This window comes from Chryseobacterium salviniae (assembly GCF_035819015.1).
Lineage (GTDB): Bacteria > Bacteroidota > Bacteroidia > Flavobacteriales > Weeksellaceae > Chryseobacterium > Chryseobacterium salviniae.
Genome location: NZ_JAYLAA010000047.1, coordinates 13,068 through 37,805 on the forward strand (window position 1 = coordinate 13,068; position 24,738 = coordinate 37,805).

General features: G+C 37.7%; 23 protein-coding genes. 9 read left to right on the forward strand and 14 right to left on the reverse strand.

Features of this window, described 5'->3' with window-relative positions; translation table 11 throughout:
- Positions 1 to 95 precede the first annotated feature (95 nt).
- Genes SOP96_RS14705 through SOP96_RS14715 form a run of 3 tightly spaced genes read right to left on the reverse strand, consistent with a single transcriptional unit; the run spans position 96 to position 3,040 of the window.
- Positions 96 to 1,142: an anhydro-N-acetylmuramic acid kinase gene (locus tag SOP96_RS14705; RefSeq protein ID WP_326321683.1), complete on the reverse strand. Its 1,047-nt coding sequence runs from the start codon at positions 1,140 to 1,142 to the stop codon at positions 96 to 98.
- A gap of 4 nt (positions 1,143 to 1,146) precedes the next feature.
- A complete protein-coding gene (lptC, locus tag SOP96_RS14710) occupies positions 1,147 to 1,740 on the reverse strand; it encodes an LPS export ABC transporter periplasmic protein LptC (protein WP_326321684.1) in 594 nt (197 codons plus the stop codon).
- A gap of 1 nt (position 1,741) precedes the next feature.
- Complete coding sequence (locus SOP96_RS14715) at positions 1,742 to 3,040, reverse strand: hypothetical protein (RefSeq protein ID WP_326321685.1); 1,299 nt, start codon at positions 3,038 to 3,040, stop codon at positions 1,742 to 1,744.
- A gap of 247 nt (positions 3,041 to 3,287) precedes the next feature.
- On the opposite strand from SOP96_RS14715, the gene SOP96_RS14720 reads away from it, so the two are divergent.
- A complete protein-coding gene (locus tag SOP96_RS14720) occupies positions 3,288 to 4,406 on the forward strand; it encodes a DNA polymerase III subunit (protein ID WP_326321686.1) in 1,119 nt (372 codons plus the stop codon).
- A gap of 35 nt (positions 4,407 to 4,441) precedes the next feature.
- Here SOP96_RS14720 and SOP96_RS14725 read toward each other — a convergent pair whose 3' ends face one another.
- Positions 4,442 to 4,666 carry a hypothetical protein gene (locus tag SOP96_RS14725; protein ID WP_326321687.1) on the reverse strand — a complete coding sequence of 75 codons (225 nt, stop codon included), beginning with the start codon at positions 4,664 to 4,666 and terminating at the stop codon, positions 4,442 to 4,444.
- 150 nt (positions 4,667 to 4,816) lie between these two features.
- Between SOP96_RS14725 and SOP96_RS14730 the strand changes: the two genes are divergently transcribed.
- From SOP96_RS14730 to SOP96_RS14750, 5 genes are all read left to right on the forward strand, one after another.
- Entirely contained in the window at positions 4,817 to 5,443 is a 627-nt protein-coding gene (locus SOP96_RS14730; protein ID WP_326321688.1) for a TetR/AcrR family transcriptional regulator, read from the forward strand.
- The gene (locus tag SOP96_RS14735) at positions 5,427 to 6,740 is read left to right on the forward strand and encodes a TolC family protein (protein WP_326321689.1); all 1,314 of its coding nucleotides are present in this window, start codon (positions 5,427 to 5,429) and stop codon (positions 6,738 to 6,740) included. Before SOP96_RS14730 ends, SOP96_RS14735 begins: the two co-directional genes overlap by 17 nt.
- An 18-nt stretch (positions 6,741 to 6,758) precedes the next feature.
- Entirely contained in the window at positions 6,759 to 7,862 is a 1,104-nt protein-coding gene (locus tag SOP96_RS14740; protein ID WP_326321690.1) for an HlyD family secretion protein, read from the forward strand.
- Between the two features lie 560 nt (positions 7,863 to 8,422).
- The gene (locus SOP96_RS14745; protein WP_326321691.1) at positions 8,423 to 10,000 is read left to right on the forward strand and encodes a DHA2 family efflux MFS transporter permease subunit; all 1,578 of its coding nucleotides are present in this window, start codon (positions 8,423 to 8,425) and stop codon (positions 9,998 to 10,000) included.
- 311 nt (positions 10,001 to 10,311) lie between these two features.
- Complete coding sequence (locus SOP96_RS14750) at positions 10,312 to 10,878, forward strand: DNA-3-methyladenine glycosylase I (protein ID WP_326321692.1); 567 nt, start codon at positions 10,312 to 10,314, stop codon at positions 10,876 to 10,878.
- A 265-nt stretch (positions 10,879 to 11,143) separates the two neighbouring features.
- Here SOP96_RS14750 and SOP96_RS14755 read toward each other — a convergent pair whose 3' ends face one another.
- The 3 genes from SOP96_RS14755 to SOP96_RS14765 form a co-directional block, all read right to left on the reverse strand.
- On the reverse strand, positions 11,144 to 11,518 hold the full coding sequence (locus SOP96_RS14755) for a glyoxalase (protein ID WP_326321693.1): 375 nt from the start codon (positions 11,516 to 11,518) through the stop codon (positions 11,144 to 11,146).
- Positions 11,519 to 11,539: 21 nt separating this feature from the next.
- A complete protein-coding gene (locus tag SOP96_RS14760; protein WP_326321694.1) occupies positions 11,540 to 13,126 on the reverse strand; it encodes a patatin-like phospholipase family protein in 1,587 nt (528 codons plus the stop codon).
- A gap of 114 nt (positions 13,127 to 13,240) precedes the next feature.
- A complete protein-coding gene (locus tag SOP96_RS14765) occupies positions 13,241 to 14,140 on the reverse strand; it encodes a magnesium transporter CorA family protein (protein WP_326321695.1) in 900 nt (299 codons plus the stop codon).
- Between the two features lie 73 nt (positions 14,141 to 14,213).
- On the opposite strand from SOP96_RS14765, the gene SOP96_RS14770 reads away from it, so the two are divergent.
- A complete protein-coding gene (locus SOP96_RS14770; RefSeq protein WP_326321696.1) occupies positions 14,214 to 15,236 on the forward strand; it encodes a 3-oxoacyl-ACP synthase III family protein in 1,023 nt (340 codons plus the stop codon).
- A 69-nt stretch (positions 15,237 to 15,305) separates the two neighbouring features.
- Here the strand turns inward: SOP96_RS14770 and SOP96_RS14775 are convergent, their stop codons facing one another.
- The 7 genes from SOP96_RS14775 to SOP96_RS14805 all read right to left on the reverse strand — a co-directional run bounded on the left by SOP96_RS14775 (position 15,306) and on the right by SOP96_RS14805 (position 21,958).
- Positions 15,306 to 16,466 carry a thioredoxin family protein gene (locus SOP96_RS14775; RefSeq protein ID WP_326321697.1) on the reverse strand — a complete coding sequence of 387 codons (1,161 nt, stop codon included), beginning with the start codon at positions 16,464 to 16,466 and terminating at the stop codon, positions 15,306 to 15,308.
- 195 nt (positions 16,467 to 16,661) lie between these two features.
- Positions 16,662 to 16,865 carry a hypothetical protein gene (locus SOP96_RS14780; RefSeq protein ID WP_326321698.1) on the reverse strand — a complete coding sequence of 68 codons (204 nt, stop codon included), beginning with the start codon at positions 16,863 to 16,865 and terminating at the stop codon, positions 16,662 to 16,664.
- A 264-nt stretch (positions 16,866 to 17,129) separates the two neighbouring features.
- Positions 17,130 to 17,342, reverse strand: a complete 213-nt coding sequence (locus SOP96_RS14785) for a cytochrome C551 (protein ID WP_326321699.1) — start codon at positions 17,340 to 17,342, stop codon at positions 17,130 to 17,132.
- 180 nt (positions 17,343 to 17,522) lie between these two features.
- Positions 17,523 to 19,148, reverse strand: a complete 1,626-nt coding sequence (pruA, locus tag SOP96_RS14790) for an L-glutamate gamma-semialdehyde dehydrogenase (protein ID WP_326321700.1) — start codon at positions 19,146 to 19,148, stop codon at positions 17,523 to 17,525.
- A gap of 175 nt (positions 19,149 to 19,323) precedes the next feature.
- Positions 19,324 to 20,427: a DNA topoisomerase IB gene (locus tag SOP96_RS14795; RefSeq protein ID WP_326321701.1), complete on the reverse strand. Its 1,104-nt coding sequence runs from the start codon at positions 20,425 to 20,427 to the stop codon at positions 19,324 to 19,326.
- 203 nt (positions 20,428 to 20,630) lie between these two features.
- Positions 20,631 to 21,068 carry a DUF6526 family protein gene (locus SOP96_RS14800; protein ID WP_326321702.1) on the reverse strand — a complete coding sequence of 146 codons (438 nt, stop codon included), beginning with the start codon at positions 21,066 to 21,068 and terminating at the stop codon, positions 20,631 to 20,633.
- Positions 21,069 to 21,223: 155 nt separating this feature from the next.
- Positions 21,224 to 21,958, reverse strand: coding sequence for an SDR family NAD(P)-dependent oxidoreductase (locus SOP96_RS14805; RefSeq protein ID WP_326321703.1), 735 nt, complete (start codon positions 21,956 to 21,958; stop codon positions 21,224 to 21,226).
- Positions 21,959 to 22,119: 161 nt separating this feature from the next.
- Between SOP96_RS14805 and SOP96_RS14810 the strand changes: the two genes are divergently transcribed.
- Together SOP96_RS14810 and SOP96_RS14815 are read left to right on the forward strand one after the other, a co-directional pair.
- Positions 22,120 to 22,476 (forward strand): winged helix-turn-helix transcriptional regulator, encoded by a 357-nt coding sequence (locus SOP96_RS14810; protein WP_326321704.1) that lies wholly within the window; start codon positions 22,120 to 22,122, stop codon positions 22,474 to 22,476.
- A 141-nt stretch (positions 22,477 to 22,617) separates the two neighbouring features.
- Positions 22,618 to 24,387, forward strand: a complete 1,770-nt coding sequence (locus tag SOP96_RS14815; protein WP_326321705.1) for an aminopeptidase P family protein — start codon at positions 22,618 to 22,620, stop codon at positions 24,385 to 24,387.
- Positions 24,388 to 24,738: the final 351 nt, after the last annotated feature.

Sequence of the window (24,738 nt, forward strand, 5' to 3'; positions counted from 1 at the left end):
TATCTTAATCCTTGTTGTCGTAATAATATTTTTTTTATATAGGATTTTTAAGAAAAGAAATAAGTAAATTTCAACCGCAGAATTTTTTAGCGGTTTTAATTTATAACAATTCCAGAACAATGATCAGCAGTGCTTCCCGTAGCAGAAGCCAGTACATTAATTTCATTATTCAATCTTAAAACCCCCATCAAAGCAAAGATCAGCGCTTCCTTATAATCGATAATTTCTTTTTCAGGGATGATAATTTCAGCCTGTATTTGATCTCGGATTTTTTCAATTAAATATTGATTGTAGGTTCCGCCACCTGTAAAAAGGATATTTTTTAACCGATTATTGTTAATGACCTCAGCAATCTGGTAAGCGGCGTGTTCGGTAATCGTAGCTAAAGCATCCGGAGTATTTAGATTCTCAAGTCTTGGGGAGATATTTTCATTACACCATTCAATTCCCAACGATTTTGGATGGGGCTGATGATAAAATTCTAAAGAATTTAATGATGAAAGAAGATCTTTCTGAATAGTTCCTTTTCTGGCCAAATTCCCGTTTTCATCAAAATCTTTACCTAAATTCTGAGCCAGCTTATTAAGAACAATGTTAACGGGAGCAATATCAAAAGCAATTCTTTTGCCTTCAGATTGTAATGAAATATTGGAAAAGCCTCCAAGATTAAGGCATGCATCATATTCGGAAAAAAGAAGTTCATCACCAATCGGAACCAGGGGAGCTCCGTTTCCGCCCATCAAAACATCCTGGCTTCGGAAATCATAGACAACAGGAATGCCGGTTTCCAGCCTGATTGCTCTGCCGTCGCCAATTTGTAGGGTGAATTTCTTTTGCGGCTGATGATAAACCGTATGACCATGAGAAGCAATGAGATCGATATTTTTTAACTGGTGCTTTTCAATAAAGTATCTTACAGATTGCCCCAGAAAAAATCCATATTCAGAATGCAGTTCCAACAGCTGTTCTGCGGAAAGATCTATGGCATGCTTTAAATGATTGTGAAGGTTTTCAGAATACGAAACTGTTTCAGCTTTTATAATTTCAAAACTCCAGGAATGCTTTTTTTCGAATTTAATAAAACAGATATCCAGACCATCTAAGCTGGTCCCGGACATTAATCCTATCGCATGAAAAATCATAAGGCTATTTTTGTTTTTCAGAAAGTTTATCGGTAGTAAAATCTCCCGAATTCTGGTAAAAAACATACTCGGAAAAGTCATCTTTGGCAGTCATTCCATGCGCTCCGATGAGTGTTGATCCGTCTTTCATCGTTACATACACTGTATCTTTTGTATAGATTCTTTTCTTTCTCTGATCCCAGAAAACCGTTTGCATGGCAAACCTTTCGTTTTCATTGGTCGTAATTCTCACATCGCCTCTGGCTTCATAAAATTGCTTGTAATCGTAGAATTTGGCGTATTTCGCTTTGATCGTTCCCGGTGTTTTGGGCTTCTTTTTATCGAAAAAAAGAATATTCACGCCCTTTCTCGCTACAGTATAAGGACTGTCAATAAGCTCATATTTTTCAATAATGGGAGCTTTCGCCCGCATGGTTACAAAACCAGAATCCCGTTGAATAATATTGGCATTGTTGATGATCTGTGAGGCAAAATTTTTATTGTTTTTACCTTTATTATTGGTAAGGTCTTCCTCACAGGATGTTAGCATAAAAAATATAGCACAACTAAAAAGGTATGCTATATTTTTTTTATATGATATATTTCTGAAGAACTTCATCTTAGTTGTAAAGAGTCTTTCTGAACCATTTATCTGCAAAATTGAAACCAACCCTTAGGTTAATAAAGTTTTGGTTGATAAGGTTATTTTTAAGGGTACCTCTTTTTCCGACTTCAAGACCCAGCTCAAGACCACTCATTCTGGTTATGCTGCTGTTTTTGAATGGAAGAAGAACTCCTCCTGAAACCCCGAATTTATTAATGTTCTGTCCGGCAATCTGTAAGCTTCCTTTTTCATAAAAAGCTCCGTAACGATAAACAATTCTGGAAAAATAGCTTCTGAAGTTATTGTAATTCGGCAAATACCATCCTCCGGCAGAAATTCTGTAAGAGTCCTGAAGATCTAAAGATTGTCCGAAATAAGCAATGCTTTCTCCCTTTTTATAATCTCCCTGAAGAGACAAAAACCATTTGTTTTCTTCACCATATCCAATTCCTACAGATGCCTGTAGCGGCATAAGATTTTTAGAGCTGGTGCTTTTCTTCTCAATAATACTTTCGTTGGCTTTTTCCGTTTTTGCAATATCAGAATAGAAATAGGTACTGTTTACGTAATCCGTTGTCATATTGCTGGTATTACCAAACGTAGTTGTTGCACCAATTGTGAGCTTTCTATCGGTACTGGTATTCAGGTTCTGGTAGCTTGCTCCTAATGTAAAGTTGAAATTTTTGATGCTGTTTTTAGTCTCATAACCGTTGATAAGCTCTGCACTGGAATAAGTAAGCTCATTCAGATCATAAAGGTTACCAAAATAGTAGTTGGCTCTGGCTCCTACCGCTAATTTATCATTGACTTTATAACCTAATGCAATTTGTGCAGTATTCAGTGTTCCGCTTCCTTTGAATCTGTTGGCTCTTTTATCGTATACTACACCATTTGCGTCGGTAATGTCATCAATATGCACAATTTCATAACTCTTAGAGCTGTAAGGCTGGTAAGAAAGACCCATTTTCAGTTTTGGGGATAATGGAAAAGCCAGGGAAATATTGGATAAATACGTTGAATGCTTGGTAGACTTCGTATTATTATAATCTGTTTTGAAGTAATTGTTTTCGTTGGTAGCTTCAAGCTTGATACTTGTCAGCTCGAAATTAGCATTGTTTGCAGGGTTTGCAAAGTTGAAATTACTGGTAAAATCGCTTATGAAAGCGGTAGATATACCTCCCATTGAGGTCGTTTCGATCGTATTATCATATTTAATATCCCCGATTCCGTAGGTCGCATAAGGTGAATTACTCAGATTCTGCGCGTTTAGGAAGTATCCGACTGATATTAATGATAGTACAAAGATTTTTTTCATTCTTTATTTTTAAAACAATGCGCAAATATCTTAAATATTAATGAATTGTAAAAATTATAAGAGGTTAAAGTTTGTTAAGGGCGATGAATAGATGTAATTACGGTTAATGATGAATTGTCAATCTGCCTTGCTTGCAAAGATTTATGCTGTACTAAAATCGATATTGTTGAAATTTAGCATTCTTAAGCACATGAAAATTCACATTCGAAGTAAAATTCACATTCCAAAAAATCTTTATCTTTGAACCATGAATTGGGAGAACATTGCCGGACAGGAAAATCTGAAAAAACTTCTGAGGGAAAGTATTGCCGATAACAGAGTAAGCCATGCCCAGCTTTTCGTTGGAAAAGAAGGGTATGGAACGTTGCCTATGGCACTGGCCTATGCCAAAGAAATCTTAAGCGGCGAAAACGAACATGCGGCTTCAAAAGTAGAGCATCTCAACCATCTTGATCTTCATTTCAGCTTTCCGGTTTTTACCGACAACAGGAATTCTTTAAGCAAAAATAAATTTGAAGAATTCCGGGAGATGATTATCAATTCTCCATATTCCAGCTATGACGACTGGACGGCTTTTCTGGAATCTGAAAACAAGCAGCTTTTTATTTCTGCCGATGAAATTGATGACCAGAACCAGAAATTTTCCTTGAAAAGTTTTGAAGGCGGAACAAAGATCCTTATCGTTTGGCGGGCCGATAAAATGAACATTGCTGCCGCCAATAAATTCCTGAAGTTTTTAGAAGAGCCTCCTGCAAAAACCGTAATCATTCTTACTGCAGAAACAACCAACGATATCCTTCCTACTATTCTTTCCAGAACCCAGGTTGTGGAAGTTCCGAGAATAACTGATGAAGATCTTGAAGAATATCTTAAAAAGAATTTTAATATTCCTGAGGACAAAATAGGAGAGGTTATCCACCAGGCGCAGGGAGATCTTAATGATGCGCTGAAGCTAATGCAGTCGGGAACTAAAAGCGATGAGTTTGAAAAGCTTTTCATTCAGTGGGTGAGAGACGCTTTTATGGTTAAGAAAAAGCCTGAATTCCTGAAGAGCATTATTTTATGGGCACGGGAAATTGCAGGCTGGAACCGTGAAAAGCAGAAAAATTTTCTCAATTATTGCTCAGAAATTTTCCGGCTGGCCCTATTGCAGAATTATCAGTCGGAAAACCTGGTTTATAAGAAAATTGATGCGAACGGATTCAACTGGCTCGGATTTTCAAAATTCATTAGCGGAGCCAATATCGAAAGCATTCTGGAAGAAATCAGCACTGCCGATCTTCACCTTACAAGAAACGGAAACCCGAAAATCGTGTGGACTGATCTGGGAATAAAATTATCAAGATATATTCATAAAAACACATAAAAAATCCGACTTGCAAGTCGGATTTAATGTTACAATTAAGCAGTTTTCTTTGCTTTTTTCTCTTTTGTACTTTTAGCTTTGGCGTTATTTTGTGCTGCAGATGCCTTTTTTTCACATCCTTTGTGATATTCTGCATTGGTTTTTTTGCCTGCTGTAGAACAATGCTTTTGATCTTTTCCTGCACAGCATCCTTCTTTTTCCTGTGCAAAACCCAAAGTAAATACGCTTACTAAAGCTAACATTGAAATGATTTTTTTCATCTTGAATTTTTTTAATTCTCAAATATAACAAATTCAGCATATTAGATTTAACCAATATTAAAAAAAAATTAAATTTAACATAATATTCAATCAAACGTTTGATTATTTAAAAAACGATTGTACCTTTGCATCCTCAAAATGAGAATAAGAATGGTTTCAAAAGAAGAAAATATACTCTTCGCTGCCGAAAAGCTTTTTGCTGAGAAAGGTTTTGAAGGAACTTCCACAAGGGAGATTGCCAAAGCAGCCAATGTAAATATTTCGATGATCTCTTATTATTTCGGTTCAAAAGAAAAGCTGTACGAGAAGCTGGTGGAATACAGAATGAATGAAGGGCAGTTTTTCTCAAAAGACATTCTCGAAAGAACGGATATTAATGAATGGCAGAAAATAGAGAAGATCGTGGATCAGTTTGCGGAAAGGGTAAGACATCAGAAATGTTTCTACCGAATTATGCAGAGAGAGCAGCTGCATACACAGAATCCTCATATCGTGGAGTTCCTGAAGCAGACGAAAATGGGATTTATTTCCATGTATTCAAAAATTTTGGAAAGTGGTCTAAAAAAAGGGATTTTTACAAAAAATCCGCCCATCTATCTTCTTCATTCCACTGTGAGCGGAACGTTATTTTATGCATCCAATGCCAAAGAAATGTACAAGGAATTTCTGAATAACACAGATGAAGAGGACGTTTTTGACGATACTTATTACACAGAGCTTAATACACATATAAAATACTTATTAAAAGACCTTTTAGGGTATGAAGAAAATAAATAACTCAGTTATTGCACTTGCTCTCTTTATAGGAGTTGCCAATGCAAATGCACAGGAGAAAAAAATGCTTACTCTTGATGAAGCTGTGCAGTTGGGTATTCAGAACAGCAAGAATCTTAAAATTGATGCGGCGAAAATCGAAGAAGCTACAGCAGACCTCCTGGAAGCCAAAAACCGGCAGCTGCCGGAGCTGAAAGTTTCAGGAAGCTATATGTATCTTCCGCTAAAACCTAATATCAATATCAAACTTCCCGGAGTTTCAGGAGATGGCGGCCCCGAAGTACATCAGGTAGCTTACGGATCTGCTAATCTCAGCGTTCCCATTTACAGCGGCGGAAGAATAAAATACGGTATCGAATCCACAAAATATCTGGTAGAAGCATCAAAATTAAGCACCGAAAATGATAAAGTAGCCATTGCCTACAATGTCGCACAGGCTTATAATAACTTGTTTAAAGCAAATCAGTCAATAAAAGTTCTCGAAGAAAATCTTTCCGCTTCCCAAAAGAGAGACGAAACGTTTCTTAAAATGGAAAACAACGGCCTTATCGCAAGAAACGACAGATTAAAGGCTAACCTTCAGACCTCCAATATAGAACTGCAATTGCTTGAGGCTAAAAACAATTATAATATCGCCAATATCAATATGGACCTTTTGCTTGGCATTCCGGAAACAACGGAAATTGAAGTGGATGAAAACTATATTGAAGAAGGAGAAGATATAAAAACAGTAGATTATTATATCAATACCGCAAGAGAAAACCGCAAAGACCTGCAGTCGCTCGACAAACAAAGACAGGCAGCAGCATTGGGAACGAAAGCGGCAAAAGCCGAAAATCTTCCTTCCATCGCTTTTACAGGCGGATATGTTGCGGCAGATATTCCTAAATTTTTAACGATTTACAATGCAGTAAATGTCGGGGTAGGAATTTCCTACAATTTATCAAACCTTTGGAAACAAAATTCTTCATTAAAGCAATCGAAAGCAAGAGAAATGCAGCTTGCGGCAACCAATGAATTATTGAATGATAATATCAAGCTTGATGTCAACAGAGAATACCAGAATACGGATTACACAAAAAAAAGAATTGCGGTATTCGAAAAATCTGCCGAGCAGGCCAATGAAAATTACAGAATTACAAAAAACAAATACGATAACGGTCTTGCCACGATGACCGAGCTTCTTGATGCAGATGCAGCCCAGATTGCAGCCAATGTAGGCGTGATCAATGCAAAGGCAGATGCGGCGCTGGCTTACAGAAAACTATTACAAACTACAGGAACTTTAATAACAAAATAAATTAAGAGCGATACCGAAATGGAAAATAATACTACACAGATAACAGAAACTAAAAAGAAAAAAAGTTTAGTTTTCCCTGTCATTTTAGCAATTGTCTTAATCGGCGGTGGAATCTACGGATACAGAGCTTATTCTTACGGACAGGTGCACGAGGAAACAGACGATGCGCAGATCACTTCTAATATGGCTCCCGTCATTTCAAAAATATCAGGATATGTAAAGGAAGTAAAAGTAAAAGATAACCAGTTCGTAAAAAAAGGAGATACCTTAGTTGTTTTAGACGACAGAGATCAGAAAATGGCACTTGAACAGGCCGAAGCTGCTTTGGCCACAGCAAAAAGCAATATCTCCAATGCACAGGCATCAACTACGGCAACTTCTAAAAATATAGGTTCGTCTCAAGCAGCGGTTACTACCGCCAATGCGCAGATTGAAGCAGCAAAAGTAAACGTCTGGAAAACTACCCAGGATTTAAAAAGATATGCCAATCTTGTGAAAGACCATTCCATTACAGAACAGCAGTATGAACAGGCTCTGGCAGCAAAACAAACTGCCGACAAGCAGCTGCAGGTACTCATTGACCAGAGAAACCAGATTGCGCAGCAGACTAATATTGCCTCTTCCCAGACAGCGGCGAGCTCACAGCAGATCAGCGTGGCAGGTTCTGTGGCCAAGCAGAGAGAAGTAGATGTGGAAAACGCAAGATTAAATCTTTCCTATACAGTAATTGTAGCTCCCGAAGACGGCTATGTAGGTAAAGTTCCTATTCAGGCAGGGCAATATTTACAGGCCGGATCACAGTTGTTTGCTTTGGTTAAAAATGACCAGAAATGGGTAGTGGCCAACTTCAAGGAAACCCAGGTGGATAAAATGGTAGAAGGGCAAAAAGTAAAAATTGAAATCGATGCTTTCCCGGACAGGGAATTTGAAGGGGTCGTAAGCTCTTTCTCTCCGGCAACCGGTGCTACATTCTCTATCCTTCCTCCGGATAATGCGAGCGGTAACTTCGTAAAAGTAGTGCAGAGGCTTCCTGTAAAAATTGATTTTGTGAATCTTGATAAAGCGGTAGCGAAAAGATTAAGAACAGGAATGAACGTAAAAGCAGAAGTTTCACTGAAATAAATATAAAGTGGATTGTCAATAATTGCGGAAGCCGCCTAATGCAGGAGAAACGAAGATGGTGTCGATCATGATGAAGAAATACATGATGAGGTGATCGGCAATGTTGCAGAAAAAAGAAGAGGCCGGCAATAATGTAGAAGGATAATTGATAATTCACTTTTAAAAAATAATATAAGAGAATTGTCAGTAAATGAAGGAGGAGTCAGTCATGAGGAAGAAATGAAGAGGATGATCATGCTGATGATGAGCTGAAGATGAAAATCAGCCGCCATGTGGAAATGTAATCAGGCTGATAATGAAGTTGATATGAAGAAAAAGATCATATGAAATGCTGAAATGAAGCGGTATCACTGACCATCATGAAGAAGAATATTGACAATTCACTTTTTAAATTAAGATTTTTTGGGATTCAGAATGACATTTAATGAAGGATGAATTTTTTTTCATAAAACCTGAATTTAATTAATAATGAATAAAGTTAGTTCGTTAAAAACTTGTTCTTATTTCAAGAAGTTTCTGGATCTCAGAATCTCTTAATTTTTAATACTATTAAAACAAACATGCAAGATTCATTAGTAGAATATGGAGCCCGAAGAGTAATCATCACGATTACAGCCATTCTTTGTGCTTTGCTTGAAATTGTGGATTCCACGATTGTAAACGTTGCCCTTAATGAGATGAAGGGAAACCTCGGAGCCACACTTTCCGAGGTAGGGTGGGTCATTACGGCGTATGCGATCGGGAATGTAATTGTTGTGCCGATGACGAGCTGGCTTTCTCAACAGTTCGGACGAAGAAATTACTTTGCGGCATCCATCATTATATTCACCGTATTCTCCTTTCTTTGCGGAAACGCTACCAACATTTGGGAACTGGTATTTTTCAGGCTGATGCAGGGAATTGGAGGAGGAGCTTTGCTGGTAACTTCACAAACCATCATCACGGAATCTTACCCCATCGAAAAAAGAAGTATGGCACAGGCCATTTATGGTCTGGGGGTAATCATCGGCCCTACGCTGGGTCCGCCGCTTGGAGGCTATATCGTGGATAATTTCAGCTGGCCTTATATTTTTTATATCAATATCCCCATCGGAATTGCCGCAACATTAATGACGTTACAGTTTGTAAGAAGCCCGAAATATGCTGAAAAAAGAAAAATTTCTGATGTCGACTGGATCGGGATTGCTTTACTGGCGATTACCGTAGGTTCTTTACAGTTTATCCTGGAAAGAGGACATGAAGAAGATTGGTTTGAAAGCGGAATGATTGTAACATTCACCATTTCGGCGGTCTTAGGATTTATACTTTTCTTATGGAGAGAGCTTACCTTTAAATATCCTATTGTGGAATTGCGGGTACTGAAAAACGGTAACCTGAGGATTGGAACCGTCATGTCTTTTGTTCTGGGATTCGGGTTATACGGATCTACCTTTATCGTTCCTTTGTATACGCAGAGTATTTTGGGATGGACGGCACTTCAGTCGGGGGCATTAATGATTCCTGCAGCGTTAACTACGGCTTTCATGATGCCGATTATCGGAAGGTTATTGTCGAAAGGGGCAAAACAGCAGATTCTGGTTTCTTTAGGATTATTCATTTTCTTTATCTACAGTTTCTGGGGATACAAAATATTAACGCCGGATACCAGTAAAGATGCCTTTTTCTGGATGCTGATTGTAAGAGGAGCCGGTCTTGGATTATTATTTATCCCGATTACATCACTTTCTTTAAGTACATTGAAAGGACAGGAAATCGGTCAGGGGGCAGCCTTCACCGGGATGATGAGGCAGCTTGGAGGTTCTTTCGGGATTGCAGCCATTACGACTTTTATTGCTAATGCCGGACAGAAATACAGGCTGAACCTGATTTCGCATCTCGATGAAAATGATTTTGCCGTTCAGCAGCGGCTTCAGGCTTTAAAAGGAAGCTTTATGGCAAAAGGAATGACTCCCGATGCCGCCATGAATGCCGCCTACAAAATGCTTGATCTCACGGTAACGAAACAGGCGACGGTACTTTCCTATATGGATGTATTCCTCTATCTGGGCGTGATTTTCCTCATCTGTATTCCGTTTATTCTCTTTATTAAAGAAAGAAAAAGCAAACAGAAGATTAATCTGAGTGAAGCGATGCATTGATGTAAATATAAAACCTCCAATCGGAGGTTTTTTTATGGCTGATGAAAGTTGATATTACTTTGAAATATGATTTTAAGAATGTCATTGGTTTAGTATAGCAAAAAATCAGAAGCAAAAGATATTTCATGATATCAATTAATTTATTTTGAATCGAAAATACATATTTTTTAAGAGTTAGAAAGAAATCTATTGATATAAAAATTTTCTCCTGCCATACAGTTGTCATCATTCCCGCTTATATTTGTATTATAAAATTATCTTCATTAAGAGTTTTTAAAAATCAAAAAGAATTAATTTCACTAAACAATATTATGAGTTATTGCGCAGCCATAGACAGAATGCAACCCGAAAGCAGGAGGGCACTCCATAAAAATTACCACGACAACCATTACGGGTTCCCGATTCACGATGACAATGAACTATTCGGAAGGTTGGTGATGGAGATCAATCAGGCAGGACTTAGCTGGGAAACGATCCTTAAAAAGGAAGAAGGTTTCAGAAAAGCGTATGACAATTTTGATATTCAGAAAGTTGCCGCTTATGCGGAAGTAGATCGTGAAAGGCTGTTAAACGATCCCGGAATTATCAGAAATAAATTAAAGATAAATGCAGCCATAGAAAACGCAAAAACCATTATCGAATTACAAAAAGAATTCGGGTCATTTGAAAAGTGGCTGGAACACCATCACCCGAAAACACTTCCGGAATGGATGAAGCTTTTCAAGAAAACCTTCAAATTTACAGGTGGTGAAATTGTGAACGAATTCCTGATGAGTATCGGGTATTTAAAGGGTTCTCATGCGGAAAATTGTCCGGTATACGAAAAGGTGCTACAGCAAAATCCGAAATGGCAGGAAGTTGAAGAATCTTACTATTGAGATGATAAATTGAACCATTAAGATGTATTTAAGAAGTTAAATTGAATGAAGTTATTCGGATACTTTTAAATAAATTTTGTTTAAAATATCTTCAGATATTTCATCTTCATTGCTCTTAATTCCTTCACCAAAACTTAATGATTAATATACACTGACGTCATTTCGAGAATCTTTTGAAAAAAGCGTATCGAGAAATTATAAGCACCATTCCCAGGTTCTCGATACATTTTTCTCCGCTGCGCTGCGAAAAAAACTCGAACTGACGTTAAATTAATTCCATTTGACTTTTCAGCCGTTCGGTGAGCATCGTGATAATTCTTTTGTTAAAAACATTCTTGTCTAAAATATAGACTTCCATCTCTTCAGCAGTAAACATTCCTATAGTCATTCCGATGAATAAATTTCTCAGTGCATGATCCTTCCGGTGACTCTGATCAATGAAAATTATTTTCTTATCTGTTGTTAAAGAATTAAAATCTGGTATTTTGGACACCGCATAATTCTGAAACAGCATAAAGTAAATTTCATTTTGTAATTTCAGGACAGGCCGGAGCGTCTGGCTTTGAAAAGCTTCCGTCTCACTTGTATTGCCTGATACAGGAATTGATAATTGTTCTCTGAGGTCTGTTTTGTCTGGCATTTTGTTGTTGAAAATTTAATTTTACCCCACTGTTTTCGTATCCTCCTCCTTCAGAATCTTTTTCTCCTTCATAGAAAGCATCATCCGTTCGCATTTATAGCTTTCCCAGTCGAAATTATTAAGAAAATCAAGGGCAGCCTGGAAACCGCGGTTGAAGAGCTCTTCTTTTTCGTCCTTTTTCATAAAGAAGTTCAGCCAGCTGCTGCTCCCGCAATTTACGGTCTGGATGCTGAACAGGTGATAGAACGTATGTTTGGTAAGGAAAGTTTTATCATTAAATCCTTTTAAAGTGCTGATCATATTTCCGGCGTAGGAGAGGGGAGATTTCAGAATTTCCGAAGCTGTTTTTCCTTTTTCTGAAAGAAGATCAGAATCACTGGTAAGCTGTACCCCGAACAAAGGCATTCTCGGATAAAAAATATCGGTTGCATGGAAAAGGTCAATCGGGAAATTGGAAATACTTCCGCCATCAATAAAAACCCCGGCGGGATTAATGTTTTCGGGGATGGTATTCATCCAGAATTTCCAGGCATATTTCACAGAATCATCATTTTTATTAATCGCTTTCTGCATCGGCTCGAAAAAGAACGGCACTGACATGGAAGCACGCACAAATTCCGCCGGACTGATGTGCTTCAGCTCCTCTTCAGACCAGTATAAATTGGCCATTGTAGGAAGCTCCACTTTTATTTTAGCATTAATATCGGTAGTGATCACGATATATTCCGATTTCAGGAGATAAAAAGGATCTTTTTTATAATATTCATTGTTTACCGTACTGTCATAGAAAATTTTATACCTGATTTTGTCGATATGTTCCAGATTGTTGATGCGGATCTCTTCAATGCTTTCCAGTGCCTTGTTGTAATACTGCATTTCGTTTCCGTAACGGTAGGTGAGGTTGAGGTCGTCTCCTTTTTTGATGAACTTTTCATTAAGGTCAGCTACTGTTTTGATCCCGAATGTATTCAAGGCATCTTTCATAGTTGCCAGAAAAGTATTTCCCGGGTTTAGCCCTGAATTTCTTTTCTTCAGATCAGTATAAAATTTTGCAAAAAATAAAGCCCCAACAATTACCAACAGCATCGGAATCGAGAAGAGAATTTTCGTCTGCCAGATTTTTTCTGTCGGATACACAAATGCCAGGATTCCGAAAAAGAGAAGAATTCCTATCGCAAGAAACGCATTGATTTTCAGGAAATTTTTATTATTCAGCATCGCATGAATTGTTGTTCTTACGTACGCTTTTCCGTCCATAAAATCGGCAAAATTCCAGCTGAAAAGAATGTCTTTAATGGTTTCGCTTTTGGCATCTTCTTTTGATTTGCATGCAGCAATGAGAATCGTATTAATAGCTCCTGCACTGGTTCCTGCTATTTTAAGAAAACGGATCCCGAAGATTTCCAGTCCGTAAAGATAGCCAACCAGAGCACTTCCCCAGACGCCGCCTCCTTCCTGTACAAATTCTACATATTGATTTCCTTCGGCATCCAATAGATCGGAAAACTCCTTCGCCGAAATACGGTCGTGCATTGCAGCCAGCTTTTCTTTAGACTCTCTTGAAAGAACATCTTCTTCCAGTATTTTTTTAAGGATTTCAGGTTTCATGGTGCTTGTGAATTGGTTAGTTTTTAAAGTGCGCTAAAATTTATGATGATGTTAAAATTAATAATAATCATGATATTTTCCGCACCGTATTTTCACGATAACCGAAGCCGTATATTACCATTGTTTTCTTCTTGCATAGATGAACGTGCAGATCACTACCAAAGCCATTACTCCAACTGTGAAAAAATAGCCGTACTTGGTGTGCAGTTCCGGCATATTGTCGAAGTTCATTCCGTAAAGACCAGCGATAAAGGTAATCGGTAAAAAATAAACGGAATAAATGGCCAGCACTTTCATGACCTGATTGGCTTTCTGATCAGACAACGCCAAGAACATGGAAATAAGGTTGGTGATCTGGATGTTCAGGTGGTCAAAATCTGCCACAACATCTTTATGCTTATCCTTTAAATCAGAGATTTCAGAATCCTGAAGGTCTAATAGCTTAAATTTGTCAATGGCATCAGCCGAAATGGTAAGAACCCTGGAATTCAGTCCCGATTTTCTTTTCAGTCTGTATAATCTTTTGATCTGATTGGTGTGATTGGTATTTTTAAGGAAGATTTCCGTCTCAATATTATCCATCGTCTCAAAAAGGCTTATAGATTCATCATCAAAGCTTTTCATAATCAGGAGAGCAAGTTTCAGAGCTATTTGATCGGGAGTAGTTTCAATATTACGCTGAGAAATCTGCCTTTTAGCCTCCATAAGGCTTTTGTTTCTCATCCGATGGATGGTTACAATGGTTTTGCCCACAAGGAAAATACCGATTTTGGTACTGATATCACTTATCGTATTGAGGTTTTTACGTTCCTGTTCCGTACTTTCACGAAGCAGGAAAAATTTCACTTCACCGTCTTCTTCATATTTAGGAAGGTGGTTCGGATCGAGGGTGTCTTCCAGCAGAAGATTATTGATCTCGTATCTTTCATGTAAAAATTTCAGGTCCTCCGCAGAAGGAGCTTCCACATCTACCCATTCGCACTGGGAGTCTCTGTAAATGGTCTCAATTGGCATATCGTAAAAATAGTAATATTTTAAAAAACTATGTATTAAATAAGTTTTATCTTTGTCAAAATTAAAAAACTATATGATTAAAAGTACAATAAAAGGAATCGGATTCCATGTTCCGGATAACATTGTTACGAATGATGATCTAGCACAATTAATGACCACCAATGATGAATGGATTACGGAGAGAACCGGTATAAAAGAAAGAAGACACCGTAAAAACAGGAATGATTCCCAGGAAACTACTGCTTATTTGGGTTTCAAAGCTTCCGAAAAAGCAATCGCTAACGCCGGACTTACCTCAAAAGATATCGACTATATTATTTTTGCCACTCTTTCGCCGGATTATTATTTTCCGGGATGCGGTGTTCTGCTTCAGGAAATGTTGGGATGCGATACCATCGGAGCGTTGGATGTAAGGAACCAGTGTTCCGGATTTGTGTATGCGATGAGTGTTGCCAATGCTTTTATTAAAGCTGGGAATTATAAAAATATCCTGGTGGTCGGTGCAGAAATTCATTCTTTCGGACTTGATTTTTCGGATGAAGGAAGAGGCGTTTCCGTGATTTTCGGTGATGGGGCAGGGGCGATTGTGCTTTCGGCATCAGAAGATGAAAATGCAGGTGATATTTTAGCCGTAAATATGCATTCTGAAGGAAAATTTGCAGATGAGCTCTGTACACAGTTTCCGGGATCTAAATATGGATGGAGCGACAGGATGAGAAAGGAGCCTGAAAACGTAACGAACAAAGAAGTATACCCAATTATGAATGGAAATTTCGTTTTCAAACATGCGGTCACAAGATTTCCTGAAACCATGCAGGAAGCTTTGGATAAAGCCGGAAAGACTGTTGATGATCTGGATATGTTCATTCCGCATCAGGCCAACCTGAGAATTGCCCAGTTTGTACAGCAGAAATTCGGGCTTCCGGATGAAAAAGTCCATAATAATATCCAGAAATACGGAAATACAACGGCAGCATCAATTCCTATTGCTTTGAGCGAAGCGATTGAAGAAGGAAAGATCAAAAGAGGAGATCTTGTTTTGCTTTCGGCTTTCGGAAGCGGATTTACCTGGGGAAGTGTTTTGTTTGAATATTGATAAGGTAATGATAAAAAAATCGGCGCGGAAAATTAATTTTCCGCGCCGATTTTTTTTTAGGTTAATTTCTTAAAGACTGTTCAGTAATTTTTCAGTATCAGTATAATCCTCACCCGATTTTTTTGCCAGTTCAATAGACTTTTCAGCCCAAAGCTTTGCATTTTTCTTATCGCCAATTTTGTTGTAAAGATTGGCTAAAGTATCGGTATTGACATAATTTTCACTTTTCTTAACCGATTCCTGCGCCCATGTTACGGCCTTTTCAAGAGATGATTTACTGGTTACATTTTCAAAGAAATTCCATGCAATAGAATTCAGCTCTTCTGAAGAGGAAGCTGATGGATCTTTGTACAACTCAATGGTTGTCTTTTCGTACGTATCAATATCTTTATCCTTCAAAGCTCTGCTTGCTTTTGCTCTTTTAAGGATTCTTTCCGCTTCGTCTTTGGTTAAAAACTTTTGGGTTTCCACCATGAATGCACCATCATTCCATTTTTTCGTTTCAGCATTGTATGCTTTTCTGATGGCAGTATTCACTTTTATATTTTTATCAAAAGCTTCATATCTTTCTGCAGGAAGGATCTTGGTAATCTCTGCTTTTTTAGCTAAAAACGTTTTGTATAGCGGACTATCTGTACTCTGCGTTGCAGAAAGCAGCATCTGAATATCCTCTCTGTCCAGTTCTGTTTTTCCGCTGAAATAACGATCCATTACTCTGGCAGCAAATTCAGCATCATTGTACATGGTAAGGCCGGCAAGATTTTTCAGGAATTCAGGATCTTTTTCTCCATTTTCAAATTTCTGCTTTAAAGCTCCTAATCTTTTATTCGGATCTCCGGCGTCTTTTGCAAACTGGATAAAGTCATTTTCCTCAACATATCCCAAGGTTCTGTGTACCACTTCACCATTTCCGTCTACGAAAAGGTAGGTTGGGAATGCTTTTACGTTGTACTTTTTAGCAAGTTCTACTCCTTCACCTTTTTCCATGTCGATCTTCGCATTCACGAAATGGGAGTTATAATAATCGCCTACGGCTTTCTGTGGAAAAACATTTTTTACCATAAGTTTGCATGGGCCGCACCATGAAGCGTAAGCGTCGATAAAAACAAGCTTGTTTTCTTTTTTTGCTTTAGCGAGAATCGTTCTGAAGTTGGTATCTTCAAATTTAATTCCCTGTGCAAAAGCCAGTGCTCCGATGAAAAGAGCTGAGAATATGGTTAATTTTTTCATAAAACTTTTTATTGATTGCAAATGTAATAATTATGTTAACAAATCAGTCTCTACCACATAAAAATTGTTACAGCTTTCATTGGATTATTTTCTTGGGTTGAGGTTAAATTTTTTAATTAAATATGATGAATGGAAATTATTTTTAAATTAAATTAATTTTTTCATAAAAAATCCGCAGAAATTTCTGCGGAGCTGTTATTTTGTAACCGATGAATCTGATTTCACTGCTGCACTGTCAGGGGTATCCATTTCGGAATTTGCAGCAGCAGTTTCGCCCATGCTGTTTCTCATATATTCCTTGTTTCTTTCTTCTTTAAATTCTTCCCTGTTTTCCTTTTTTTGTGCGCAGCTTCCTAAAAACAATGCTGTAAAAACGGCTGCTGTGAATAATTTCGTCATAATAATAATTTTTTTGTTTAGGTATAATCAAATATAGTTATTAAAGATAAAGATAAAATGTAGATTGATAATAATTTTAGCAATTTTATCCGATTTTGTATATCAAAAACTTAAAGAATATAAAATAGAAATCTAATATGTCTTTTTAAAACCTTATACAATCTTAATGTTTAAACTTTTATTATAAAGTGTGTATAACATAATCTGAAAACTAAAAATCCCCAAATTTTCATTTGAGGATATTCAATTTACGTTAAACTATTATTATTTAACAGTAGTTGCTGAATCCATTTTCATTGTTGTACTGTCGGGAGTAGTAGTTGTTGTTGTACTCATTGTATCCGTTGTAGCAGGTGCCATACTCTGTGTGGTGTCTACTGCCGTTGAATCGGTACTGCTGTTTGACATGGAAGATTCCTTTGTTCCGCAACTTACTGCTATTACCCCTAATGCTGCGATTAACATTAATTTTTTCATAATACTTTGTTTAGTGTGAGTAAAACACCAATCAATAATTATTCCGAAAATGTTACAAAGAATATTAAATATTCAATTATATAATTTAATTATTGTTAACAAATATAAAAAGCTCCGGAGTGAATCCGAAGCTATATCTCAGTGAACAATAAAAATTACTCATTGTTCATTAATCATCATTTATCCTAAATACGGATATTTATAATCTTTTGGAGAAACAAAAGTCTCTTTTACAGATCGTACAGACGTCCATCTCAATAAATTCATTTTAGAACCTGCTTTATCATTGGTTCCTGAAGCTCTGCCACCACCGAAAGGCTGCTGACCAACAACAGCGCCGGTTGGTTTATCATTAATGTAAAAGTTCCCTGAAGCATTTTCCAACGCTTTGAACGCTTCATTGATGGCATATCTGTCCTGTGCAAAAACAGAACCTGTTAGTGAATACGGAGAAGATGAATCAACCAGCTCAAGTGTTTCTGCCCATTTTGAATCTTCATAGACATACACCGATAAAATTGGGCCGAAGATTTCCTCTACCATACTTTCGTACTGAGGGTTCGTTGTTTCAATTACGGTAGGATGCACGAACCAGCCTTTAGCATCATCGCATGTTCCTCCGATTATTACATTTGCCTCATTTGAAGAATTCGCTCTGTCGATATATCCTTTACATTTTTCAAAAGAATTCTTGTCGATTACAGCGTTTACAAAATTAGACGGATCTTCCGGTGAACCGATTTTAATAGAATTGATTTGAGTTTCCATTACTTTTTTCACGTCAGCCCAAAGAGACTGTGGAATATAAGCTCTTGAAGCTGCAGAACATTTTTGTCCCTGGTATTCAAAGGCTCCTCTCACCAAAGCTGTTGCCACGGCCTCAACATTGGCTGAAGGATGTGCAATTACAAAATCTTTCCCTCCGGTCTCCCCGACAATTCTCGGATATGTTCGGTAATTATGAATATTGTCACCAATCATTTTCCACATTCCTTGGAAAACTTTGGTAGAACCTGTAAAATGAAGTCCGGCAAAATCTCTGTGTGCCAATACTTTTTCGGCTGTTTCTTTTCCGTCTGTAAAGATCATATTGATAACTCCGGCAGGAAGTCCTGCCTCCGTTAAAACATCCATGATTACTTTCGCAGAATAAACCTGTTTATCAGAAGGCTTCCAAACCACTACGTTACCAAGCATTGCCATACAGGTCGGTAAATTTCCAGAGATTGCTGTAAAATTGAATGGTGTTACTGCAAAGCAAAACCCTTCCAATGGTCTGTATTCCACTCTGTTCCAGATTCCTGCATCGGAAACCGGCTGTTCGGAATACATTTCCGTCATGAATTCTACGTTAAATCTCAAAAAGTCAATGAATTCACAAGCCGCATCAATTTCAGCCTGATGAACATTCTTAGACTGTCCGATCATCGTTGCAGCATTGATAACATCTCTGTAAGGTCCGGCCAAAAGATCAGCAGCTTTTAAGAAAATGGCCGCACGATGTTCCCAACCCAGTTCATTCCATTGCTTTTTTGCAGCCAGGGCAGCATTAATGGCATCATCCACATGCTGCATGGTTCCTCTGTGATAAAATCCGAAATCATGTGCATGATCCTGAGGCGACTGAAGCTGAACTTTATCTTCTGTTCTTACCTCTTTACCGTTGATGATCATTGGGATTTCTATCTTTTCAGCCCACATTTTTTTGTATTGAGCGATAAGGCTTTTTACTTCCGGAGTTCCCGGTGCATAAGAATTTACCGGTTCATTTACCGCAAATGGTACTTGCGAAATTGCTTTAGACATATTAGTTGTATATTTTTTTATTTGCTAATGATACAAATTTACAACAATTATTCGGGTCGGAGATAATGTGTGAATCTTGAATTTTACTTCGCAATATAATGGTGAATTTTCAATTTATGAACTTATCAGACTGCTGATTCACTTTTAATATTTTACCTTTCACATCAAAATCCCATTAGATTTTCTCAGTTTCCAGAATTTTCAAGACTAATTTTTCTTCGTGGGTTAAATCTGCTTTTCCGTCATTTTCCTCGATTTGTTCTAATTCATCAAGGTATTTTTTAATGGTATTATTTTCGTAAAGATTAATAACAAGCGGGTGAACATAATATTTTCTGCACACCGTACTGGTATTTCCAAGATGAGAAGCAACTATTTCCAGTGCTTCTTTTACCTTTTTCTTATATTCCTTATGGGTTTCGGCATAGCCTATTTCTTTAAATGCGATCAAAGCACTTACTGTTCCCGACCAGGTTCTGAAATCTTTTGCCGTAAAGTCTTCACCGCTTATTTCCTTGATATAATCGTTTACCATGCCGGAATCTACAGTGTGCCGGTTTCCGTCTTCATCAATGTATTGGAAAAGCTCTTTGCCCGGAATCTCCTTACATTTCTGGATCAATTTTGACAATCTTTTGCTCTTCAGGTCAATGTCATGCATTACACCTTTCTTTCCTTTAAAATGAAATGAAATTTTTTGTCCCTGAACTTTCACATGCTTTCCTTTTAAAGTAGTTAACCCAAAAGAACCGTATAGTTTTTCATATGCATTATTTCCGATTCTGATATTGGTCTTTTGCATCAGGCTTACAATTAATGCTAGAATTTTTCTCTTGTCGAAATTTCTTAATGCTAAATCCTTCTCTACCTGAAGCCTTATATTTGGCAACGCATATCCAAACTGTAGCATCCTATAAAATTTAGTGTGATTTCGCAGGGCACTCCATAAAGGATGATATCGGTATTGTTTCCTTTTTTTTACGTCAAATCCTGTTGCCTGAAGATGGCCGTTATCAAGGGCGCAAATCCATACATTTTCCCAGGCTGGTGGAATTACCAGTTTGTTAATTCGTGAAATTTCATCTTTATCCCTGATCTTTTCGCCATCTTTATAATAGGAATATTTTTTTCCGGTTTTTTTACGGGTAATCCCGGCGGTTTCTGCATCGGAGGTATAAATAAGATGTACCGCCTTTGCAGATGCTACCGGATCTTTCATAATTTTAACAATCTTGGCAGGCTTTAGATGGGAAATGATTTCTAAGTCTGAATTTTCCATATGATCTGGTTAAGAGTTCCTACCCCTTGAAAATAGCCATAAAATAATGGCTATTACGCCTACTACTAATATAATTCCCCACCACATTCCTGCTTTGAAGATTGTTTCTACTGCTTCGCAGCTCGTAAGTGTAAGTAATGTTAATATAGCAATACTAAAAAAGCTCCATTTTTTCATGATAATATTATTTTGGTGTTTATTATTTAAACTCTGTTCTGATCTGCTCTCCATTTTGTTATGGATCTTTTGATCTCGTCGCCTTTCATATTTTCTTTAATCGATTTTTCGAGCAAAATTTTGAATTCATCATCATAGGTAAAGCGTAAGGCTGCAATCTGCCCAAAGCTGAGCTTTTCTTCAGCATCATCAGACCTCAACCCAAAAATCTCAAAATATCGCTGCCTGAATTCAAGCCTCACGATACGGTTCTGAAGAACCAGCGCATAATGCTGCCTGAGCATAATAGCCAGATAAAAAATCAGGAAAATGACTACTGAAAACAAAATCCATGACAGCTGATTCTGTTCATCATTAAAAGCCTTATAAATTCCTATTCCTTCCAAAACAAATAATAAAGGAAGAAAAACAAAATGATGCGGAGCGTAAAACTTCCTGTGGTTTTTATAATTCTGACTTTCCATTTCACGTATATTGCAATAATCTTTCCAAAATGTTTCAATGTTTTATCTGAGATTATTTTTGAGTTAAAGAATGGGTAATCTGGGAAGTAAATTCATTAAAAAAGCGTTGCAACTTTTACAACGCTTAAAAATGGATAAGTTAAATGAAGCTGGTTTTATCTGCGAATAGTGACGCCACCATCAACCGAAAGATAAGAACCTGAAATATAAGAAGCCTCCTCTGAAGCCAGGAAAACAATGGCATTGGCTATTTCTTCAGCTTCCCCGATTCTTTGCAGTGGAACTGCTGCAGCGATCGCATTTTTAATATCTTCCGGAGTCTGTTGATTCATTGGGGTATCGGTTAATCCGGGAGCTACCGTATTTACCCGAATTTTTCTGTCTGCCAACTCGGTTGCTGCTGTACGCGCGATGGCGTCAACCGCACTTTTTGTTGCGGCATAAGCTCCCATTTGCGCATACCCGCTTACTGAAACGCCGGACGAAATAAGAATTACAGAAGCTCCTTCTGCTAAATGCGGAATAAGTTTTTGCAAGGTAAAAAACAGTCCTTTCACATTGATGTTGAACAAATCATCAAATACTTCTTCTGTTGTTTCTTCTATTAAATATTGTTTGGCAATTCCTGCATTCAGGACAAGTACGTCAATTTTATTTCTGCCTTCTGTCACTTCTTTTTCCAATGCTGCAATATCTGCCAATTTAGAAGTATCGGATGCTAAGGTTTTAAGCTTTGGGCTGTTAATGTTTGCTGATGCTGTATGCAGGCTATCGGCATTTCTGCCTGTTATCAAAACATTTGCTCCTTTTTCAATAAATATTTTTGCGGTTGCAAATCCAATTCCTGCGCTTCCGCCTGTAATCACTACATTTTTATCGGTGAAATTCATTTTTTTTAAATTTTTAATGATTGAAAATTAATTTTTGTCTAAGATTTTGAATGTATTGTTTTTGAAATCGATTTCTAACAATGCAAATGTAAACTGAATAAATTTATTTTAGTAACTTTGTAACTAAAAGTAACAGTAACTTTTGAGTAACAAGGTAACTTATGAAGGAAATAAAATGTTCTGACAACGACGGAAAAAGAAAACAAATTATGGCTGTTCATGATGCAATGGACGTCCTCAACGGTAAATGGAAAATTTCAGTGATTTCTTCGGTTTGCTATCACAATAAACGGCGTTTTTCTGATATTTTGAACGACGTGAAAGGTATTTCCAATAAAATGCTCAGCAAAGAACTGAAAGAATTGGAAATGAACCAGCTTATAACACGGATCGTTCTTGATACACAGCCTGTAACGGTTCAATATCAACTAACTGAGTATGGTTTAACTTTAAAAAATATCATAGACACATTAGCCGATTGGGGAACCGAGCATCGAAAAGTAATTGTTGGCAAGTAAAAAAGCTATAATATACTGACCAGCGAAATAATGTTATTCAGACTGTCGCAGTGTACAAAATATAAAATCACTAAAATAGGATTAAACACTTTGGGTAACCTTTAAATTCGTAACTTCACATCTTTAAAAATTATTCAGAAAATGACTTCAAAGGAAAAAATTGCTGCACTTCGTGAAGAAATGCTAGAAAATAATGTTGATGCATTTATCGTATATTCTGCAGATCCGCATATGAGTGAATATTTACCTGAGGAATGGCAGGAAAGAGCGTGGCTGTCGGGGTTTTTAGGATCTGCCGGTTTCGTGGTAGTTACCAAAGATAAAGCAGGGCTTTGGACAGACGGAAGGTATTTTACCCAGGCTGCCATAGAACTGGAAGGATCAGGAATCGATCTTTTCAAAGAAGGAATGGAAGGAACACCGAATTATATCGACTGGATTATTTCTGAAATTCCGGCAGAAGGAAGAGTGGCAGTTAATGCGCTCGCAACTTCGCACGCTAACTGGGAAATGCTTACAGAGAAATTAAATGCTAAAAATATTACGTTGGTTGATCTTCCGCTACTGGACAATATCTGGAAAGAAAGGGGTACACCTTCTAAAAACCCGATCTTCGTTCATCCGGTTGAAAGAGCCGGCAAATCGGTTGTAGAAAAAATTGCGGCCATCCGCCAGAAAATGGAATCGATGGAAGCCACAGTGCATGTTATTTCCAGTCTTGATGATGTAGCGTGGACATTAAATCTTAGAGGAAGCGATGTACAGAGCAATCCGGTTTTCCTGGGGTATATCGTTATCACAAAAAATGATGCAAAATTGTTCACCGATCTTGAAAAGCTTGAAGTAGAAGCAAGAAAACAGCTGGATGAAGCCTGGGTGAAAATGATGCCTTATGAAGAGTTTTACAACTGCCTGAAAGCATTCAGTAATGAAAAAGTATTGGTTTCCCCGAATAGCAATCAGTCTATTTTTGAAGCGTTAAAATCTGAAAATAAAATGATCAAGGCTCCGGTTCCGGGTAATTTAATGAAAGCCCAGAAAAACGAGACGGAATTGGAAGGTTTCAGAAAAGTAATGGTAAGAGACGGTGTTGCTATGGTAAAGTTTCTGTATTGGCTTACCCACAATGCCGGAAAAGAGCCGATGACAGAATATTCTATCGGGGAAAAGCTAAGGGATTTCCGTGCTGAAGGAGAAAACTTCGTGGGGGAAAGTTTCGGAAGTATTGTAGGCTATAAGAATAATGGTGCCATCATGCATTATTCTGCGAAGAGTGAAGGCAGCAAAGAGGTGACGAATGATGCAAGCATCCTGGTGGATTCCGGAGGGCAATATCTTGAAGGGACAACTGATATTACAAGAACTTTTGCACTGGGAGCTGTTTCTGATGAGTTTAAAAGAAACTCAACGCTTGTTTTGCAGGGAATGATCCGTCTTTCTATGGTGAAATTTCCTAAAGGAACCAGAGGCGTGCAGCTGGATGCAATTGCCAGGCTTCCGCTGTGGATGCATGGAAAAGATTTCAATCATGGAACGGGACACGGAGTGGGAAGTTTTATGAATGTTCATGAAGGACCACAGAATATCCGGAAAGATATGAATCCGCAGGAACTGTTGCCGGGAATGGTCTGCTCCAATGAGCCGGGATATTATGTGGAAGGTGAATATGGAATCCGCCACGAAAACCTCATCGCAGTACGGGAATCCGAAACAACGGATTCGGGAACTTTTTACGAGTTTGAAACGTTAACTTTCTGTCCGTTTTTTAAGGATACAATTGTAAAAGAAGTTCTTTCTGAAGATGAAATTGCATGGCTGAATGACTATCACAAAACCTGTGCGGATAAATTAGGACCTCATCTTGAAGGAGATGTTAAAGAGTGGTTTAATGAATTGGTGAGTCCGCTCTAAGGATATTTTTAATTTCCAAAGCTAAGAAAATATGAATCCGCCCGGCAGGAACTGCCGGGCGGATTTTCGTTGTACGCAACCGTATTTTTACGGTATTTTTTCTAGGGATTTTCCTGAATTCCCGGAGAATGATCTGCATTATATTTGTAACAGAAAATGAAAAACATCATTCATCTTCATATAACTTAGTAAATTCAAAGCAGTAATCACTTCAGTCCCTGAAGTGGTTTTTTTATTGAATGAATCAATTGAATTATCGTGCCGATTGAAGTAGCGCACTCCATCATAGCCCGGATTGCAGCAACTGTTTGAGCTCATTTAGATTGTTTCGGGGGGGGGGCGAAGCTGCCG

Coding starts and splice junctions, on each gene's coding strand:
- SOP96_RS14705 (WP_326321683.1), bottom strand. CDS start 1,142: ATGATTTTTCATGCGATAGGATTAATGTCCGGGACCAGCTTAGATGGT.
- lptC (WP_326321684.1), bottom strand. CDS start 1,740: ATGAAGTTCTTCAGAAATATATCATATAAAAAAAATATAGCATACCTT.
- SOP96_RS14715 (WP_326321685.1), bottom strand. CDS start 3,040: ATGAAAAAAATCTTTGTACTATCATTAATATCAGTCGGATACTTCCTA.
- SOP96_RS14720 (WP_326321686.1), top strand. CDS start 3,288: ATGAATTGGGAGAACATTGCCGGACAGGAAAATCTGAAAAAACTTCTG.
- SOP96_RS14725 (WP_326321687.1), bottom strand. CDS start 4,666: ATGAAAAAAATCATTTCAATGTTAGCTTTAGTAAGCGTATTTACTTTG.
- SOP96_RS14730 (WP_326321688.1), top strand. CDS start 4,817: ATGGTTTCAAAAGAAGAAAATATACTCTTCGCTGCCGAAAAGCTTTTT.
- SOP96_RS14735 (WP_326321689.1), top strand. CDS start 5,427: ATGAAGAAAATAAATAACTCAGTTATTGCACTTGCTCTCTTTATAGGA.
- SOP96_RS14740 (WP_326321690.1), top strand. CDS start 6,759: ATGGAAAATAATACTACACAGATAACAGAAACTAAAAAGAAAAAAAGT.
- SOP96_RS14745 (WP_326321691.1), top strand. CDS start 8,423: ATGCAAGATTCATTAGTAGAATATGGAGCCCGAAGAGTAATCATCACG.
- SOP96_RS14750 (WP_326321692.1), top strand. CDS start 10,312: ATGAGTTATTGCGCAGCCATAGACAGAATGCAACCCGAAAGCAGGAGG.
- SOP96_RS14755 (WP_326321693.1), bottom strand. CDS start 11,518: ATGCCAGACAAAACAGACCTCAGAGAACAATTATCAATTCCTGTATCA.
- SOP96_RS14760 (WP_326321694.1), bottom strand. CDS start 13,126: ATGAAACCTGAAATCCTTAAAAAAATACTGGAAGAAGATGTTCTTTCA.
- SOP96_RS14765 (WP_326321695.1), bottom strand. CDS start 14,140: ATGCCAATTGAGACCATTTACAGAGACTCCCAGTGCGAATGGGTAGAT.
- SOP96_RS14770 (WP_326321696.1), top strand. CDS start 14,214: ATGATTAAAAGTACAATAAAAGGAATCGGATTCCATGTTCCGGATAAC.
- SOP96_RS14775 (WP_326321697.1), bottom strand. CDS start 16,466: ATGAAAAAATTAACCATATTCTCAGCTCTTTTCATCGGAGCACTGGCT.
- SOP96_RS14780 (WP_326321698.1), bottom strand. CDS start 16,865: ATGACGAAATTATTCACAGCAGCCGTTTTTACAGCATTGTTTTTAGGA.
- SOP96_RS14785 (WP_326321699.1), bottom strand. CDS start 17,342: ATGAAAAAATTAATGTTAATCGCAGCATTAGGGGTAATAGCAGTAAGT.
- pruA (WP_326321700.1), bottom strand. CDS start 19,148: ATGTCTAAAGCAATTTCGCAAGTACCATTTGCGGTAAATGAACCGGTA.
- SOP96_RS14795 (WP_326321701.1), bottom strand. CDS start 20,427: ATGGAAAATTCAGACTTAGAAATCATTTCCCATCTAAAGCCTGCCAAG.
- SOP96_RS14800 (WP_326321702.1), bottom strand. CDS start 21,068: ATGGAAAGTCAGAATTATAAAAACCACAGGAAGTTTTACGCTCCGCAT.
- SOP96_RS14805 (WP_326321703.1), bottom strand. CDS start 21,958: ATGAATTTCACCGATAAAAATGTAGTGATTACAGGCGGAAGCGCAGGA.
- SOP96_RS14810 (WP_326321704.1), top strand. CDS start 22,120: ATGAAGGAAATAAAATGTTCTGACAACGACGGAAAAAGAAAACAAATT.
- SOP96_RS14815 (WP_326321705.1), top strand. CDS start 22,618: ATGACTTCAAAGGAAAAAATTGCTGCACTTCGTGAAGAAATGCTAGAA.